At 62.9% G+C, this 18,558-nt stretch carries 12 protein-coding genes; 1 reads left to right on the top strand and 11 read right to left on the bottom strand.

Annotated features, from left to right (window positions below; all coding sequences use genetic code 11):
* Positions 1-3: 3 nt before the first annotated feature.
* From ADJ70_RS00990 to ADJ70_RS00945, 10 genes are all read right to left on the bottom strand, one after another.
* Positions 4-636, bottom strand: coding sequence for an FMN-binding protein (locus ADJ70_RS00990; protein ID WP_050342718.1), 633 nt, complete (start codon positions 634-636; stop codon positions 4-6).
* 164 nt (positions 637-800) lie between these two features.
* Positions 801-2,198 carry a Dyp-type peroxidase gene (locus ADJ70_RS00985; RefSeq protein ID WP_050342716.1) on the bottom strand — a complete coding sequence of 466 codons (1,398 nt, stop codon included), beginning with the start codon at positions 2,196-2,198 and terminating at the stop codon, positions 801-803.
* A gap of 148 nt (positions 2,199-2,346) precedes the next feature.
* Positions 2,347-3,672 carry an iron uptake system protein EfeO gene (gene efeO / locus ADJ70_RS00980; protein ID WP_050342714.1) on the bottom strand — a complete coding sequence of 442 codons (1,326 nt, stop codon included), beginning with the start codon at positions 3,670-3,672 and terminating at the stop codon, positions 2,347-2,349.
* 62 nt (positions 3,673-3,734) lie between these two features.
* A complete protein-coding gene (efeU, locus tag ADJ70_RS00975; RefSeq protein WP_216597291.1) occupies positions 3,735-4,718 on the bottom strand; it encodes an iron uptake transporter permease EfeU in 984 nt (327 codons plus the stop codon).
* Between the two features lie 192 nt (positions 4,719-4,910).
* The gene (gene cydC / locus ADJ70_RS00970; protein WP_050342710.1) at positions 4,911-8,609 is read right to left on the bottom strand and encodes a thiol reductant ABC exporter subunit CydC; all 3,699 of its coding nucleotides are present in this window, start codon (positions 8,607-8,609) and stop codon (positions 4,911-4,913) included.
* A gap of 184 nt (positions 8,610-8,793) precedes the next feature.
* On the bottom strand, positions 8,794-9,315 hold the full coding sequence (locus tag ADJ70_RS00965) for a hypothetical protein (protein ID WP_157051331.1): 522 nt from the start codon (positions 9,313-9,315) through the stop codon (positions 8,794-8,796).
* Positions 9,312-9,638 carry a hypothetical protein gene (locus tag ADJ70_RS00960; protein WP_050342706.1) on the bottom strand — a complete coding sequence of 109 codons (327 nt, stop codon included), beginning with the start codon at positions 9,636-9,638 and terminating at the stop codon, positions 9,312-9,314. The genes ADJ70_RS00965 and ADJ70_RS00960 overlap by 4 nt, the downstream gene beginning before the upstream one ends.
* Positions 9,639-9,850: 212 nt before the next feature.
* Complete coding sequence (locus ADJ70_RS00955) at positions 9,851-10,375, bottom strand: hypothetical protein (RefSeq protein ID WP_050342703.1); 525 nt, start codon at positions 10,373-10,375, stop codon at positions 9,851-9,853.
* A gap of 1,241 nt (positions 10,376-11,616) precedes the next feature.
* The gene (locus ADJ70_RS00950) at positions 11,617-12,702 is read right to left on the bottom strand and encodes a Gfo/Idh/MocA family protein (protein ID WP_050342702.1); all 1,086 of its coding nucleotides are present in this window, start codon (positions 12,700-12,702) and stop codon (positions 11,617-11,619) included.
* 138 nt (positions 12,703-12,840) lie between these two features.
* On the bottom strand, positions 12,841-14,712 hold the full coding sequence (locus tag ADJ70_RS00945; protein ID WP_371256203.1) for an elongator complex protein 3: 1,872 nt from the start codon (positions 14,710-14,712) through the stop codon (positions 12,841-12,843).
* 619 nt (positions 14,713-15,331) lie between these two features.
* Between ADJ70_RS00945 and ADJ70_RS00940 the strand changes: the two genes are divergently transcribed.
* Positions 15,332-16,165, top strand: coding sequence for a class I SAM-dependent methyltransferase (locus tag ADJ70_RS00940; protein WP_050342699.1), 834 nt, complete (start codon positions 15,332-15,334; stop codon positions 16,163-16,165).
* Here the strand turns inward: ADJ70_RS00940 and ADJ70_RS00935 are convergent.
* On the bottom strand, positions 16,152-18,557 hold the full coding sequence (locus ADJ70_RS00935) for a DEAD/DEAH box helicase (protein WP_050342697.1): 2,406 nt from the start codon (positions 18,555-18,557) through the stop codon (positions 16,152-16,154). The two genes, ADJ70_RS00940 and ADJ70_RS00935, sit on opposite strands and share 14 nt — an antisense overlap.
* Position 18,558 lies beyond the last annotated feature (1 nt).

Genomic DNA, 18,558 nt, shown 5'->3' with positions numbered 1-18,558 from the left:
CCCCTAGTTGGTACCGCCCGAACCCTGACGAATCGTGTAGTTATATCCACCCGTACCGTCATCGTTGGTACCCAGCAGATCATCGACGGTGACCTCCCACCAGGGAGGTGCCTCTGGAGCCCGTTGCTGCGCAAGCTTCTTGAGCTCGGCGGTCGAGTGGGGCTTCGACGAGCTTGAGGTCGTCAAGTTGGTCCTCGCAGTCTGCCCCTCCATGGCCCCCGCCGACACGAGGGCATTGTTGATTGCGTTCATGATCCCCTTGCTCGAGAACGTCGCGCCGCTCACGGTATCCACGCTCACGCTCTGCCGGTCGACGATCGCAGGGATGACCTTCTCCTTTGCGCGATCGAAGTAGGGGCTGTTGTCTCCCGTACCAGTCACCTCGATGCTTGTGATGTAGCCGTTCGAGACGACGACCGAGACGTGCATGACGCCTCCGAACGAACGAGCAGCGCCCGTGAACGTACCGTCCTTGAGCAGCGCTCCTCGCTCGCCCGAGTTGCGCTGGCTCTGAGCCGCCTCCTGTGCCCGTGCGGCAGAGAGGGCCGTGTAGGTGCTGAACCCCGCGAGCGCAAGGGTCGTCCCCGCCACGACAGCCGATCGAACCAGCAGGTTTTTGTTAGGCCCATGTTCCATGGACACGCTCCTTCAACACGTGCAAGGACGACGGAACGCCTCGCTTGCGCAGGGCAGCCCTCTTGGACACCCTCACGATGCAAGGCCCCGCCTGCTCTGTGGTTTGCGGATCGCAGCAGGTACCGTGCCCGAGGGCATGGTACCCACACCTATCCCTGCCGCCCCTAGACGGCCTCGAAGATCTGCTGGCCAATGTAGGTCTGGTCCTTCTGGAGGCCCGGAAGCATGAGCCAGACAGCCGAACTCGTAAACGACATGTACTCGGTGAGGTCGCAGTCACGCCAGAGTCGCATGAACGCGTAGAAGTCCTCCTCGGGGTCCCTCACCATGCCGCCGGTGTGCATGCCCGCCTTGAGCTGCCCAACGGCGTTGAAGCCATTCGAGAAGTTCCAGCCCCAGCGAAACATCGTGTGACCAGACGAGTGCCGTAAGGACGAGAAGAGCCCCACATGGCTCTTGGGATCGATGAGCGGGTTGCCATCCTCATCCGTGGCGCTGGGATCGGGTTCGGCCGTCTCGTCCTCGCCACCCGAAAGCGGTATGCCCTCGAGCTTGGTGCGACCGATGATGCGCTCCTGCTCGGCCAAGGTCTGCTGGTCCCACGCCTCGATCTTCATGTCGAAGGAGCGCCACATCATGTAGGTGCCGCCCTTATAGAGAGCGCTGTTGGGGTCGTCGCCATCCTGGATCCAGACGTCCCGGTTCATGTAGTCCTCATCCTCCGCGCTCGGGGCGGTTGTCCCATCCCTGAAGCCAAAGAGGTCACGGTCCGCATGCGCGTAGCCCTCGGGCGAGATCGTGTGGTAGTAGCCCACCTTGTTCCAGCGTATGGTGGCCGTGCCGTAGGCGGCGCGGATGAGGTTTCGCGCGGCATGGAAGGCGACCTTGGGATCCTCGGAGCCAATGAGCAGGAAGAGGTCTCCCCCACACTCGTCGCTCTGCAACTGGTCGCCCGAGAAATGCGGCATGGTCAGATCAAGCTTCTGGGGCTTGATGGAGGCAAGACCATAGCGGTCCTTTCCGTCGGCGGTCTGGAACAGCGACGCCCCAAAGCCGAAGGTGATGGTGAGGTTGCTGGCGCCGAGGTCGTACACCTCCCCGGAGTCGAGCGGCGAGGCGTTCTTGTCGGAGTTGGGTCCGTTGACAGGATAGCCGCCACAGAGGTTCTCGGCATAGGTGGTCCAGGTCTTGAGGAGCTTGATCAAGTCATCACGGGTAGCGGTACTCGTCATGTCGAGGGCAACGGCCTGCAGGTTCTGCTGGGCCGACGTCACTCCGGGCTGATGGTCGACGCCACGCATCTTTTGGCTCATGCGCTGGACGTTGCGCACATAGGCTCCATTGTCGGTCCAGTCGTTGGCGGCGACGGGAACGTCTGTCTCGATGAGGCTTGACGTCGTTCCCTCGACCGTTGCGCCACCGTTCGCGCTCGAACTGCTACAGCCCGAGAGTGCCACCGTGGCAACCGCTCCGGCCGCGAACGCCCCGAGTCCCTTGAGGGCACCACGCCTGGTGATGCCGTCCTCGTCCCGCTCGCGTCCCTCCTCCAAGCTATCAGACATGGGCATTCCTCTCTTTTGACACACGAGGAGGCGAATCATGACGCCTCCGTGCGCTCGAACGTATGCTGTAACCCTCAGGCCAACGGCCGTATGGCCGCCAGCCCGAGGGAGTTTGCCCGCACTAAGATGAGTCTAGGCGCCGTGACGCTTACGACTCCTTTAGTACGATGGACGTCAGCTGCGCGACGGACTCGCGCAGGGCGTTGATCTGGTTGGACAGGGAACGGGCGCCACTCGAGAGCTTGTCATCCGTCTGGTTCTCGCCGGCGTTTGCGTCGATCTCGGTGTAGGAGGGATAGACGGGTTTCTCGGCCGTGCCGGTGTTGTACTTGGCAAGCTCGGACTCCATCTGCTGGAACGCCTTGTCGATCGCATCCACCGTGTCGGGGCTCTTCATCTTGACGAGGTCGCGGACGTCCCCATAGGCGACCTTGGCACCCTCGATGTTGGCCTGGAAGTCATAGAGGTCGGTATGGGAGAAGGCCTCCTCCTCGCCGGTGATCTTGGTGGTCGCGACCTCCTCCAGAAGCGAGATGGCGCCGTTGGAGATCTCGTCGAGCGAGACCCTGAAGTCATTGGAGTACACGAGGTCGTAGAGGCTCTGGGTGTCGCTTACGAGCGTGTCGGCCAGAGCCGCGCGGAACTCGTTCGTGTAGCCCGAGTCCTTGGTCCACAGGTCAAGCTCGATGGCGTGCCAGCCGGTCCAGTACTTTGCCTCGTGGAGGTTGGTCCCCGGCTTGTAGCTGGAGAAGTCGGTCACGTAACCGTCATCGCCCGCATCGGCGCGACGCTCGTCGAGGTAGGGGTCGATGTCACCGAAGGCCTCGGCCGTGGGCTCGATGCGCTCGTAGTGCAGGCGCGCGATCGCATAGGTATTGCGGCAGGTATCGTAGTCGCCCTTCTTGTATGCCTCGGCGAAGGCCTTGGTAGCCTCGAGAAGCTGGCCAGACTGGTCCTTGACGTAGGAGGTGTAGTTGGTCTGGGCAGCCTCGCGCAGTTGCTGCTCGTCATCAGAGATCTTGACCTCCTTGCCAGAGTCGGTGACCTCGAACTTCGTGGCATCGACGAGCGCGCCGACCATGTTGGTCTTGGACGCGGTATAGTAGGTACCAGGCTCGAGCTGGGCGGTCACGGTGACGGTGGTGCCAGGGGTGATGTTCTCGCGCTCGGTCTTGATCTGCAGCTTGTCCTCGGCGAGGATCTCGAACTCGTTGACGGCAGTCCCCTTGTTCGTGACGGTGAAGGTCACGGTGCCGGACTGGGCAGAGTTGGCCGTGAGTTTGCAGGAGTCATCGGTGATCGTGACATCAATGTTGTTGGAGGACTTGTCACTCGCTGTCTGGGAGGTACCGGAGCCACCTGAGCCACTCGGCGAGTTGGACTGGCAACCGGCAAGAGGCATCGCGACCAAGGCGCCGGCAAGCGCGACTGCCGTGGCCTTCCTCCACCAGGAACCTGAGTTCAGTTTGATCATAGAAGCTATCCTTTCTTCCCACGTCCATTGCCTACATGTCGACACCCTGAGCCATCGGTTGGCTAGGTCGACCTGTCCTCTTCCTGCGACACCGCGCTCGTCTCGGCAACCTGGGATGCAGAGGCCTCCTCGCTGTCCTGCGGAGCCGTGCTCGCCTTGCGGATCTGGGGTATATCGTCCCATTTGCCCCGCGAGCCACCACTATTCGGGAAGGTAACACCCCACACCTGCAGCGTAAAGAGGGGAAGCACCACCTGGAGATAAGCGATCCACGCCGCAAGCTGTGCACTGGTGGGCGCAAAGAGGATGTCGAGGTTGAAGAAGGCCCGCAGGAGCACGAACCACCAGGTGCCCGCGACGTCCGTGATCACATCGGTGTAATTGTAGAGATAGACGGCGTATCCCGGGATCACGCCGGCCTCCTGAAGGTCCTTGATACCATACATTATGATACCGGCCGCGACCAAAATGAGTAGGTAGCCGGTCACAGCAAAGAATTTGTGGATGTTGATGAGGACGGAGCCCTTGTATATGAGGTAGCCCACGACGATGGCAGCGACCAGGCCGAGCAGCACACCGGCTGCCGGCCCCACGATGCCCTGCTCGCCCGAGGACTTGACCGTCGCCCAGACGAAGACGGCAGTCTCGGCCCCCTCGCGACCCACCGATATGATGGCAAGCCAGACGAGACCCATGACATTGCCCGCGTCGAGCGCCTCCTCAGCCTGGGTCCGCACGCTCTGAGCGAGCTTGCGGGAGTTCTTTCCCATCCAGAAGATCATCCAGGTGACGAAGACCATGGCGACGATGGAGAGCGACCCTCCCAGAATCTCCTGGGTCTGGAAGGTAATGGTGTAGGGTCCCCAGGTCCACCAGACGCCAAGGCCCAGGGGAACCACTGTGGCGAGCGCGACACCCAGCCAGAGCTTAGGCATGATGTCCTTGCGACCAACCTTGTAGATATAGGCGATGAGGATGCCTACCACCAGAGCGGCCTCGACGCCCTCCCTCAGGGCAATCAAGAAGTTTGCGACAAATATCTCCACGGAACACGACCCTTCGCATATGCACTACACGAGCTTAATTGCTATTAAAATTGTCACATATAACTATCCGATTCGGCTTAGGTGTGGGTAACTTTATAGCCCTTTTCGGATGCGTTTGCAAGAGTAAACTTGCTGGGGCATTCGTGAGAGGCGTGTCATGCTGACATGCCACGCTCACTGTTGTTGAAAGCCCTATCGTCCTTTCGCCTGAAGCACGAATGTCTCGTCCGCGATGGCTGCGGCGACACGGCGATGGCTCACCAAGACGATGGTCCTGCCCCCTGCCGCCGCCCTCAGGGCAGAGAGGACTGCGGCCTCGTTCAGACTATCGAGCCTGCTCGTAGGCTCGTCGAGCAGCATGAGGGGGGCACCCGAGACGAGCGCGCGACAGAGCCCCACGCGTTGCCGCTCCCCATCGGAAAGCGCCGTCCCGTGCATGCCGACGGGCGTGTCGAGTCCCTGAGGCAAACGATCGACAACCTCTCGAAGCGCGGAGGCGTCGATGGCGCGCCCAAGCTCCTCGTCGCTCGCCCGAAGACGGGCGATGAGGAGGTTCTCACGCAGGGTCGCATCCAGCAGGTAGCTGTCCTGGGTCATCTGGCAGGCGCTTGTACGCAGCTCATCCGAGGCGATCGAGCGCACGTCCCTGCCGCCGACGGTGATGGACCCCGCACCCACGTCCCAGTAGCGCATGATGAGCCTGAGCAAGGTCGACTTGCCAGCACCTGAGGGACCCGTGAGCCTGAACAGGGCATTAGTCCTGACCCGGAGGGACAGGCCGTGGAGCACCTCCCTCTTCCCATAGGAGAAAGAGACGTCCCTCGCCTCGACAGGCACAGCGCCCTTAACCAGGTTCCCATGCGAGCCAGGACCTGACGGGACATCCTCGACCGCAGGCTCCTCCTCCATCACGTCGATAATGCGGTTGGCGGACTCGAGCGTCCGTTGGAGCGAGAAGCCAAGGCGACTGACGTCCGCAACGATCAGGGCGTCGGCCATGACCGCAAGCACGCAGGCCGCTCCTACGCCCGGGCTCATGGCGCCCCTTGAGATGAGCGCCACAGCAGCCACCGTCATGGCGCAGCTCACGAGCGTCACGAGAATCCCGGCGAGAGCAGCGAGGAGTGCGACCGCGCGGCCAAGGGGTCTCTCCCCCGCCTCAAGCGAGCCCGCGTGGGTCTCCAGCTCCTTAGCATAGGCGCGCGCCCGACCACACTGGACGAGGTCGAAGATGCCGTCGAGGCTGTCGAGCACAAACGAGCTCATGAGCACCGAGTACGCGCTGAGCCTCTCCGCACGCCCGCGCGTGAGGGAACCCGCGACAAGGGGCAGGGCGATGCCCAGCAAGGCGATCCCCACAAGCGCGACGAGTCCCAGCTGCCAGGCCAGACTTCCCACGGCCGCGATGGTGAGCGCCGAGCAGAGGATGACAGAGGCGGTCGGGGTGAGCGTGCGGGAGTAGAGGCCCTCGAGCGACTCGACGTCGGAGGTAAGCAGTAAGACGAGGTCGCCCGCGTCCCGGGCGACGAGGCGTGCCGGGGCGAGGCGCCTGAGCGCACCGAAGACCCTGTCCCTCACGAGAGCAAGCGTCCGGAAGGTCTGGTCGTGGGTGAGGAGCCGCTCCCCGTAGTGCAGGGCCGCCCGGACAAGGGCGAGCGTGCAGATGGCCACAAGGCAGGACATCGCGCCTGGCCCTGCCGAAGCGGGAGCCAACACCCAGACGGCCCAGCCTGCGAGCGCGAGCTGAGCGACGACGCAGAGGTCACCCAAGGTACCTAGCAGGGCTGCAAGCAAGACTTCCTTGCCCATGCCCCGCGTAAGGCGAAGCATGGACAGGATGGTCTTGAGTCGGCTGCGACGCGACGGATTGTCGTCCTTTTCCTCAGACAGCCCAGAGTCCTGTCTGCGGTCCTCTTCCGACCCATTGTTTCCCCCTGTCCCCACGGCCACCTGATCCGCAGGAGCCTTCGGCTCCCCGAAGTCAGGCAGGGGAATCCATGCAGGATGCCCCTTGGGTAAGCCAGCCACGGGCGCGCTTGAGTAGGCGCGATAGCTCAGTGCCTCGAGAGCGGCCTGCATGGCCTGGGCTCCCATGAGGGGTATGGAGTGCGTAGCCACGACCTTCGCAACACGCAGCTCCGCGTCGGTCGGCACGTAGCGATCCTCGTCGTACTCGACGCCCGCCTGCGCTGCAAATGTCTCGAGATCGGCAAGCCGATCCCAGAGCCGCCGATACAGGCCGCCTCGGGCCATGAGCACCGGGTGGGTGCCCCTCTCGGCGACGCGTCCCTCGTCCATAACGTAGATCTCGTCCGCAAGGGCAAGTGCGCTCAGGCGATGGGTGACCATGATCACAGTGTGAGTCACCGAGAGCAGGGATATCCCATCCAGGAGCTTGCGCTCGCTCGAGGCGTCGATGTTGGACGTAACCTCGTCGAAGACGTAGATGGGCGTATCTCGTAAGAGGGCGCGGGCAAAGCACAGGCGCTGCCGCTGGCCACCCGAGAGGTTGGCTCCCCCCTCCGCAACCTGTGCGTCGAGGCCGCCGGACGAGAGCACGAAGGCATCGAGCTGGGCGTTTCGCAGCGCGCCCCAGAGCTCCGAGTCCTTGGCATCCTCCTTACCGAGCAGCAGGTTCGACCGAAAGCTTCCCTTGAAGACGTGGCTTTGCTGCGAGACGACGCTCACGACGGAGAAGAGCGACTCACAGGAAATTCTCGAGAGCTCGACGCAGCAGACGCGGATGCTGCCCTCATAGCCCACGCACCCGCCCGCAATGGCGCGAATGAGGGTGGACTTACCCGAACCACTTGGGCCGGTCACGCCGATGAGGGTATGGGCCGGCACGTCAAAGTCCACGCCGTCAAGGGCTTTCACCTTGCCGTCGTACGAGAAGCCCAGATTGGAGCACGCGATGCCTGGACCTCCAAGATCAACCTGCTCGTCTGTGGCAAATTGGTCCTCGGCATCGAGAAGCGCGAAGATCCGCTCGCAGACGGCATTGGCGTTCATGCCCGTGTGGAAGAGCGAGCCAAGACGGCGCATCGGCAGAAAGAAGAAGCTCGAGATGAACACGATCGCAAGGGCAGCCGATGGTGATATGTCCCCAGCCGCACACTGCAGCGTCGCCACGACGACGCCTGTGGCGATGCCGCCATAGGTGAAGAGGTCCATGAGCAAGACATTTCCCATTTGCACCCTGAGCAGCCTCATCGTTGCTTGGCGAAACTCCTTTGCCAGCCGGGCAAGACGCCCCTGCCAGCCCGCATCCGCCCTAAAGCCCTTGAGCGTTACGAGTCCCCGGATGGCATCGAGAAACGCGCTGGAAAGATCAACGTAATCGTCCCAGTAGGCACCCATGAAGCGCTTCGCCCTACCCATAAGCATCATGATCGAGGCAGGCATGAGCACGACGAACGCAAGCATGAGCACACCTGCGAGAGGACTGACCGCAAGGAGCAGCACAAGCAGGCCAAGGGGGGCAAGCAGGGCAAAGACGAGTTGTGGAAGGTAGTCCTGGAAGTAGGGGCGCAGGCGCTGCGCACCCTCACCAACAAGCTGGCTCGCCTCTCCCTCACTCATCCGAGAGGGAAGGGTGGTCCCCGACCCGATAAGCTTCTCGAAGACCTCCTTGGTGAGCGTCGTAACGGCGGCGGCACCAGCACGTCTTCCCGCTGCCTCGGCACATGCGCCAAAGGCGAGCTGCAGGACGATGCAGGCGGAGGGTACCGCAATGTCCGCGCTCAGACTCGCCTGCGCGTCCATGAGGATATCGGCAAGCCACACAAGCACCGCCACCTGACAGCCAAGCGAGAGCAGGCGAAGGATAGCCGCGACAATGGACCTCCTCGTCGCAGTGGGAACAAGAGCTAGGAGACGCTTGTTGAACACAGTGTCCTCCAGGAGGTTAGGTCGGAGCTGACAGCCATGGACAGCGATGGCCAGGGACATCGACGTCCATGGGCATCGGCTGAGTAAGCTCATCATAACTCTTCTGCGCCCGTCGGTCACGGCCGGTCTGGCGGGGCGCCCCGCTTCCCGGGGTGCAGGACGCGGGGCTTGCCTCAGCGAGTCCCTACGTGAGTCGGCCCACGCACGTCACGGCCGTGATGGCCGCAAGCAGCAGGCAGAGGGCGGCCGTAGCATAGTAGAAGCGCAGGTGATATATCCAGTCCGGAGTTAAGGCACCCCTATATAACGTGTACGGCAAACGGGACGGGTCAACCCAGATGGTGCCCGAGCGCCTGATGCCCACGAGCGGACCGAACCAACCCACGAGAGGGGGGATGGTGTCCTCAACGAAGCAGACGTCATCACCCCAACGGTACCGCCAGACGTCGTGCACCCACTGAATCTTCCCCCCACGACCATACGAGGGAGAGTCGGGTATCTCACGGACCTCGCTAAGAACGAGCTCGCCCTCAACCGGCACGGTGCAGCGCCTCTTGCGACTGCTGATGTGCGCGGCGAGCACAAAAGACAACACCGCATTGACCACGAGGATGGGGATCAGCCCAGGCACTGAGAAATTATACCGCACACACCAGTACACCAAGAGCAGGGTGGAGTAGGAGTGCACCATGGACAGGAACCTCATGAGGCGGCCCACCCCATGCCAGAGAGAGTGCCAAAGACAAGGGAGACCCACTGGGACACTGGCGTGGGACCACTCATTGCAAGGTTCCACCCCAGATTAGAGGGGGATGCTACAGCAGCACCCAGACCATTCAGGCTGTTGGTAAACCTCCTGGTATCATCTTCACGCAAGACGCTAGGCTTGTCACCTGCGTTGCCTTGTAGCACGCCAGGGAACAACGTCTGGCCTGTGATCTTGACACGAACACGGCTAAAGACCATGCCAAGCACCACAACAACCGCAACCGACAGGGACACCAACAGGGCCCCTCTCGCACGCCTCACCGCACTGCCTCCTTGCTTGAATGCTTGACTGAAGCTATAGGTATTGTAGACCTCGCCCACAGAGCACGCAAGGGCCCGGCATAAGGCGCATGTCGTACCCGTTCATTGTCAAGAGGTGTAGGAAGTCCGGCACTCGGCTCCCCCGTGCCTGCGGGGCACGGAACTGACCTCACCGAGACCCTACTCGTACCACCCTGCGCGGCTACATGAGCTCACCTGAGTGCGCTGCCAGCCAGCGCGACCATACACAGCGCGACCGCACACAGCAGGCAGAGGACGGCCGTAGCATAGTAGAAGCGCAGGTGGTACCTCCAGTCTGGAGACAGGACGCCCCCGTACGTTGCGTACGGCGAACGGTACGGGTCCACCCAGATGGTGCCCGAGCGCCTGATGCCCACGAGCGGCCCGAATAAGGACATGAGAGGAGGGATGGTGTCCTCCGCGAAGCAAACATCGTCGCCCCAACGGTAACGCCAGACATCATGCGTCCAGTGAATCATCGCAACAGGACGATGGGGGGGACGGAGCGCCTCGCGGCGCTCGCTCTGGACAAGCTCAGCCTCGACCGGCACGGTACAGTGCTTCCTGCGACTGTTGATGTGCGCGGCGAGCACAAAAGACAACACCGCGTTGACCACGAGGAGGGGGATCAGCCCAAGTATCGAGAAATTACACCGCACGCACTCGTATACCAAGAGCAGTGTGAGGTAGGAGTTCACCATAGACAGGCCCCTCATGAGACAAACCTCCCCACACCGGCGAGGGGGCAAGGGGCGAAGGAGGCTAGCCGGAGCACTGAGGCCTGAACGGTAATCCCAGCGTATATCCGGCTTAATGCCATACTAACGGCCACCGCAACAACCGTAGCTGACAGGGACACCAACCGAGTCCCTCCCGCGCACCTCATCACGCAGCCTCCCTGCTTTAATATTTAACTGAAATTGTATATATTGTAGGTTTCGTTGACACTGCGCGCAAGGGCTCGACATACGGCGGCCTGATGGGATCCGCTCCCAGGATCGAGCTTTAAGCTTTCGTTACCACGACATTAGTTTGTGCAACCAGAGAGCAGTCACGCAAAGCAACCTTAGAATAGCCGCTCGTCTACCCGAACTCAAAGATTTCGACCTCCTTGGCCCTGTCCTGGCCCTGTCTTGGTCCTGTCCTGGCGCCCGCAGAGTGCGCTTTTCCGTGAGGTCAAGCCCAAACCGAGATCTGCGGACCCTCGCGCAAGCCGCCCCGCAGCCTGGCGGGGGGTTGCTCGAGCGCATTTGCCCAGTTGAGCCATTTTCCATAGTGCCCCACAGCCTGGCGGGGGGGTTGCCCCACACCTCTCGGGCGCCGCGACGTGACGGAAAGGCGCAGTCTGTGCGATCTGGGAATCGCAGAGTGTGCCTTTTCGTGAGGCGTAGGTTGCAGACTGCGCTTTTCCGTGAGGCGTAGGTTGCAGAGTGCGCTTTTCCGTGAGGCGGCGCCACGTTTGCCCAGGTGAGAAAAGGCGCATTCTACGAAAAAGCGCACTCTGTGCCGGCACCCTCACGGAAAGACGCATTCTGCGGTCGCGTCGTGACGGAAAAGCGCATTCTGGGGTCCGCAGGTCGGGCAGAGTGCGCCTTTCCGTGAGGTCAAGCTCAAACCGAGATCTGCGGACCCTCGCGCAAGCCGCCCCGCAGGCTGGCGGGGGGTTGCTCGAGCGCATTTGCCCAGTTGAGCCATTCTCCATAGTGCCCCGCAGCCTGGCGGGTGGTTGCCCCACACCTCTCGGGCGCCGCAGCGTGACGGAAAGGCGCAGTCTGTGCGATCTGGAGATCGCAGAATGCGCTTTTCCGTGAGGCGCAGGGGGCAGAGTGCGCTTTTCCGTGAGGCGCAGGTGGCAGAGTGCGGCTTTGCGTGAGGGATGGGGCCAGGGTGCCTCTCGGCTCATTGAGTCGACGCCCGCGCCCGCCGAGCGCCCCATCCTCGCTCGAGCGCCCTGTCCTCACATGGGCGCGAGCACACCCGCAGCCGAGCCCTCCTCGTCATGGGGGTAGCGCACGCCCGCCTGGGCGCGGACCTCATCCATGACGGCCAGGGAATCGATGGTGACCTGCTCGAAGCGCCCGACGCGCTCAAGCGCGCCGGTAACTCCCCCAACCGCATCGCGGAAGAGCTCGATCTCGCAGACCATGTCGTTTTCGGGGACGCTGACGGGAATCTCTTCCTTTGCGCCACCCACCGTCGCGTACGCCATGCCCACGTCCTCGTGAGCGATGAACGTGACCTTGCGCGGGCAGTTGGTGGCATCCCAGATGAGCGTGCCCGCATCCCCCATGGCCTGGGACGCAAGCAGGTCGTCGCCCACCTTGCTATAGGCAAGCTCCACGACCTTATCCGCATACTCCAAGACGATACAGCCTGCAAGGTCAACAGTCACATATGGTTCGTCTCCGCCCCAAGGAACCGGTATTGTCACAAGTGACGCCCTCACGCGATCGGGCCTACCAAAGAGGGCAATCGCCGGCTCGACCACATAGACGCCAATGTCCACGAGTGCCCCAGAAGCCAGCGCGGGATCGAACTGGCTCACGTACTCGCCCGCATTGAGACGCTTGATGCGGGAGGTCACCTTGCCAAAGCGCAGTGTGGCCTGCCTGAGCGCACCCAAGCGCCCGAGATTGCGCTCGATCGCCGCGAAGCCCTCGGTATGAAGATTGCGCATGGCCTCGAGGGCGACGACGCCCGAGGCATGCGCCGCGTCAAACAGCTCGCGGGCAAGCCGTTCGTTGGCGGCGAAGGCCTTCTCGACCAACACGTGCTTGCCTGCCTTAACGCAGCGCAGGGCCTGTGCAGCGTGAAGGCCATTGGGAGAGGCAACGTAGACGGCATCGACGGCGTCACTCGAGACGAGCTCTCCTAGGCTGTCAAAGAAGCACGTGGCACCGTGTGGCTCGCCAAATGCCCGCGCCCTGGTAAGATCACGCGAGTAGGCGGCAACATAGCTGACGCCATCGACCTTTGCAAGCGCATCGATAAAGCGCTCGGTAATGGCGCTGGACCCTATGGTGGCGATACGTATGTCTGACATGCCTTCCCCCTCCGCCTTCTCCGCTAGCGAGCGAGCCCCCTTGTAGCTGGGCCTCGGACACCAGTGTAGCAGAGGGGACCGAGCCCCCTTTAGGCTCGCCACCCGCAGCTGGCCGTGGCCCTACGCCCCCTAAAAAGCTCAAAGCTCCCGACGCTGGTAGAGGCCTACGTCCGCAAAGCCTAGGCGACGGTAGTACTCACGCGTGCCCACAGAGCTGATCACGTTGACGCAGCCGTAGCCTGCGGCGCGAGCGACGTTGCAGGCACGCTCCACGAGCTCGCGACCAAGACCCCTGTGCTGCGAGGACGAGTCCGCCCTGCCCAGGTGAGCGACCTGGCCGTAGACGTGAACCTCTCGGATCATCGCCTCGTTTGGACGCACAGGAAGCTCGTCTGCGTGAACATCGAGCACACCCGAGGCGAGCTCGTCCCAACACGGAAGCGAGAGGCGCAAAAAGCCCGCTATGCGGTCTTTTGGTGTGACCCACTCGAGGAAATGCTCGTGCGTGGTGGCCGTACGATAGCCATAGTCGTGGATGTGCAGGGCCTCTAGATCAAGCGACTTATGCGCGATCTCGCGAAAGCGTATGTCACGGACGTCCCCCGCAAGGCCCAGACGGGCGATTTCGCCCTCAACCATCTGTCGCAGGTTCGCCTTCTTGTTACCCACGAGGATGTCCTCGGCGCTGATGTCACGGATCATGCGGGAGATGCGGACATAAGGGGGCGTCACCAGCGTGTCGGCCACGAGCACGTCCAGAAGCTCGCCCTCGGTGTAGGGACGCCAGCGCCCTCGCTCGTACTCGCTGACGAGCCGCGTGCCCGCGACGAGCGAGCAGGGATAGAGCTTTATCTCATCGGGCAAAAAGCCTGGGTCGCTAACGAAGGCTCGAAAGTCAGCCTTGTCGTCCTCGGGCGTCGAACCGAGGAGGTTCACCATGAAGTGCGCGTGGATCTTGAAGCCAAAGAGCCTGATGAGCGAGAACGCACGTCTGATCTGAGAGACGTCCATGAGACGCCGGTTGGCGTCAAGCAGCTCCTGGCGCGTGGACTGGATGCCAAGCTGGATCTTCGTACAGCCAAGCCTTCGCATGAGCCTGAGCTTGGCGGGGTCTATCGTATCAGGTCTCGTCTCGATCACAAGACCCACCACACGATGGGCCGCCGTCTCGTTGCGCCGCTGCTCGACCGCAAGCTCGCCCAGGCTCGCCGCCATGTGACGAGACGCCTCCCAGAAAGGCGAGCGAGCTCCCGTGCCAGACATGGCGCCAGACTCACCGGCCGCAGCACACGCCTCGCCCCCACCATAGAGACGCGCGAAGCCCTCGTTGTAACTCTCCTCGCCCGCCTCGACCCTCGCTTGCTCTGCAGCCACGAGGCGCGCAATCTCGTCGGCCGAGTTCGAGATGCCCAGGTCGCGATAGAACGCATATCGCTCGCGGAGCCTGTCCCAGGGTGCGGGCCACTCGTTGAGCGCACGAAAGAGCTCTCGCACGAACCATATCTGGTACGGGTGGGAGTAGTCGGTCCATGTGCCGCCCAGCACGATGAGCTCGACCTTGTCCGTGGCGTGACCCATCTGGTCGAGTGCGCGCAGGCGCGTCGAGACCTGGAGATAGGGGTCAAAGTAGTTCTTCTCGGCACGTCGGCAGGCAGGCTCGCTCCAAAGGTAGCTCTTAGGCATGCGCAGGTCACAAGGACAGTACACGCAGTCGCCCGAGCAGGGATGGGGACGCGTGATGACCGTGATGGTCGCGACACCCGACGCCGTGCGGCGCGGCTTCACGCGAAGGACACCCAGCAGGCGCCGCTCGAGCGCGGCGTCGATGCCCCAGGCTCGCCAGCGCTCGGGATCCTCCTGCTTGACGTGCAGGTAGAAGGGCAGCAGACGGCGCTTCGAGAGGTGGCGGGCGTTGCCAAGGATGCCACGGTTGTGCTCGCGCACGATGCCCTCAAGCTTGACCGCAGCCTTTGGGTCCACGCCCTCGGGCAGCTCGCGCAGGTGCGTCACTATGTCCAAGAGTAGCTCTTCCATGGTCTGCCATTATAGAGCTTAGAGCTGCCGACCAGGGGACGGCAGGTTTTGGGGCTTGTCGAGCCTATAGAGCAGCATCCTGAGATTATCCTGTATAATTTGAGTGACAACTACACGCGAGGACGCCGCATCCGCGTGGGATATGATGGCTGCCCTGTCCCCGCATATCCACAGTGTCGCACTCGGTACCATCGAGTGGCACGCGCATCGCGCACTCAGTAGCGTCGAGTGGCACGTGGATCGACATATGCGCAGTTGCCGGAAGATCTTGTGCCACTCGATGACGGCGAGTGGCATGTTTATCGTACACTCGGTGGCGCCGAGTGGCGCGGTCTGGGCGATAGCGGCACGGTCTGGGCGATAGCGGCACGGTCCGGGCGATGGACGAGTGATTAGCGCTACGATCGTGACGGGTCTTATCGCCACGCACGTCAAAGCGACGTCCGTACCAGCCGCCCCGTCACGCGCACGGGCTACGGTGGGGGCGGGCTACGGTGGGGGCGGGCTACGGTGGGGGCGGGCTACGGTGGCGTCACGACGGACAGAATGGGACAGAGATGGGATACGGGAACGGCAGGAGAAGGACGTACGAAACATGACACCAGAGGTCGCACGTCGCATGAACCGCCTGAACGAAAGCTTCTACCGCGACAACGCCCGCTCCTTTGATCAGACGAGGCAGACAGCCTGGCCTGGCTGGGAGCGCTGTCTTTGCATTGGGCATACGACGGGCGCGCTCCCGCGATACGGAGGCGTGCGTGTCTTAGATGTGGCCTCTGGCAATTTGCGCCTCGCGCGTTACCTGGCCGAGAGGTTACCGGGCGTGAGGGTCTCCTACCACGGCATCGACAGCTGCCCCATGCTTGCAAGAGGCGTGCGGCTGCCCGAGGGCTGGGACGTGACGCTCCAGGACCTCGATGTCGTGGGCACACTTCTTGACAAAAAGCTTGAGGGAGACCTCGAGGCGCCCGGGGAAGACCTCGGAGTACTTGAGGAAGACCTCGGGGTGCGGCTCGAAGGGGGCGCGGCGGACCTCGTTGCCTGCTTTGGCTTTTTCCACCATGTGCCCACTACCGAGGCACGTCGAAGGCTCCTGCAGGAGCTGCTCTCTTACACCCGGACTGGCGGCTTGTGCTGCGTCTCGCTCTGGCGCCCCATGTCCGACAGGCGGATCGCCAGACGTGCCCGTGAGTCGACCCGCGCAGGGCTTAGGTCGCTCGGCCTGAGCGAGAAAGAGCTGGACAAGGGTGACTACCTGCTTGGTTGGCAGGGCAGGCCCGACACCTGGCGCTACTGCCACCACTTCGACGAGGAAGAGATTGACCGGCTGGTGCGGGCTGCCCAAGGCACAGCAGAGCTCACCGCACGATTTTGCGCAGACGGCAAGGCGGGTGACCTCAACTCCTATCTTGTGCTCACGAGGAGCTGAGCCTGCTGAAGCTCGCATCCCCGCTCCAGCCGAGCACTCGCTCGCGGGCGCCCTCGATATCGAGCGTACCCTCGGCAAAGCCCTTTCGCACGAGTTCGGGAGGCAGAAACTCGTCGTACTTGTCAAAGGTGGGAAGTTCGCCGGGAAAAAGTAGGCTCATGGGGTCCAGCTCTGCCAGGAAGACGCCCTCGAGCGCAGAGAGGAACTCCTTGGGTGTCGCGGCCATCCTGAACTGGATGAAGTAAGGACGGCTCACGTCGACGCCCTTGATGCCCAAACGCGATGCCAGCTTGAGCTTGATCACGCGCTCCAGGGCGAGAAACGCGTACGTCCCAAGCCACGGGAAGAGTGCCCAGGTATCTCCGCCCACATTGATGAGGGTCTTTTGCGTGATGTTTGCGGCCACGGCCTGGGAGCGGGCGGCGGCGAGCCTTGCGCGCGCATTTGGCCCGAGGTAGGGGTAATCACGCTGCTCTGCGAGCACGCCACGCATGCGCTCGAGAATCCTCGTGTGTATGTCGCCAGGACACTCGCCAAAGTACGCGGGCACCTTGCCCTTGACCTGTGTCACATAGACCAAGCGGTGACGGTGGTCGACCTCCTCGACGATCCAGACGTGACCGGCGATGGCGAGCTTCTCGCCTGCGGGCGGCGGTTGCACCACTGTGCCCAGCTCCTGGCTCTCGCAGCGCACCCGGTACTCCTCGCTCTCGACAAAGACGCCGTAGAAGCGGAAGTTGTTGCACACGCGCTCGCCCGCGAGTCCGACGATGAGGCCACCGGTCTCGGTCCTCTCGATCTGCTCGGTATCGATGAGGTGGCGAAGTAGCACTCGGTAGTCATCCTGGCTCACGTTGGCAAAGGGCGCAAGCGAGAGGACGCGCCCCGCCAGCACCGCAGGACTCTGCTCTCCGCAGGAGGCCAGCGTAGCCATGGTCTGGTGATAGAGCAGGCTGTAATGCCTGCGCCCCTCGCGCGGCGGCTCGACCCAGCGCTCCTCTCGATAGAGTTGGATGAGCGCGATGCCCTGGAGCAACTTCCAGGGAAGGGTCTCGGGCAGGAGCGCGCGGGGCTCGCTGGGATCCTCGCGCATCACGAACCACATCTCGGGAGGCTGGCCACGTCGGCCCGTACGACCCATGCGCTGCAGGAAGGCCGAGACGGTAAAGGGTGCGTCCATCTGGAAGGCACGCTCGAGCCGCCCGATATCGATGCCAAGCTCGAGGGTCGCCGTCGTGCAGGTGGTGAGCGCCACCTCCTCGTCGCGCATCAGCTCCTCGGCAGACTTGCGAAGGCTCGATGACAGGTTGCCGTGGTGGACAAGGAAGCGGTCTGGCTCACCGCTCCTCTCGCAGTAGGAGCGCAGGGTGGACGTGACCTCCTCGCACTCCTCGCGCGAGTTAGAGAAGACCAGGCACTTGCGGCCACGCGTATGCTCGAAGACGTAGGCGAGACCAGGGTCTGCGTCCTGGGGCGCGCTGTCCGTGATGTCTGCGACAAGCTCCCCCTGCGAGGGTGAGACGAGCGTGGTCGACACCACAGCCGGACGCCTCGCGATATCGGCGAGAGGTGGCTCGCCGTCCCCATCGATGCGCTCGACGATGGCGTCAACGTGTATGGACGCACCTGTCACGCCCATCCCGTGCGAGCGCTTCTCCGTAACCCGCTCGGCTGCCTGAGGCCCGTAGCTATAGAAGTGCTCCATCGAAAGGCGCCATGTCTGACCTGCCTCCTTGACCTGCGGCACCACAGTGTCGTGCATCGATCCCGCACCGAGGATGCGCGCTGTCGCCTCGGTGTCGCCGATCGTCGCGGAGAGGCCGATGCGTCTGGGCCGCACGCCGGCCATACGAGAGAGCCGCTCGATCAAACAGAGCGTCTGCGCCCCACGATCGCCGCGCAGCAGCGAGTGCACCTCGTCCACCACGACGAAGCGCAGGTCCCCAAAGAGCTTGGGAATGGCCGCGTGGCGGTGAAGTAGCATAGCCTCAAGGGACTCGGGCGTGATCTGCAGGATGCCAGAGGGACGCTTCATGAGGCGCGCCTTGTGCGAGGCCGAGACGTCGCCATGCCAGTGCCAAACGGCGATACCCCCCTCCTCACAGAGGTCCACAAGGCGGTAGAACTGATCGTTTATCAGGGCTTTCAGAGGTCCCACATAGATGCAGCCCACCGTGGCCGGCGGATCCTCCCAGAGGCTTGTGAGGATGGGAAAGAACGCGGCCTCGGTCTTGCCCGAGGCGGTCGAGGAACTAAGGAGCACGTTGGCATCGGTGTTGAAGATCGCGTCTGCTGCCGCGACCTGAATGGCTCGCAATGACTCCCAGTCGTGCTCGTACACGAAGTCGCGCACGAACGGCGCATACCTGTCGAAGACGCGGGGGTTGGCCATG

It is taken from the genome of Olsenella sp. oral taxon 807, from assembly GCF_001189515.2.
Taxonomy (GTDB): domain Bacteria; phylum Actinomycetota; class Coriobacteriia; order Coriobacteriales; family Atopobiaceae; genus Olsenella_F.
This window is presented reverse-complemented; position numbering and strand designations above follow the sequence as displayed.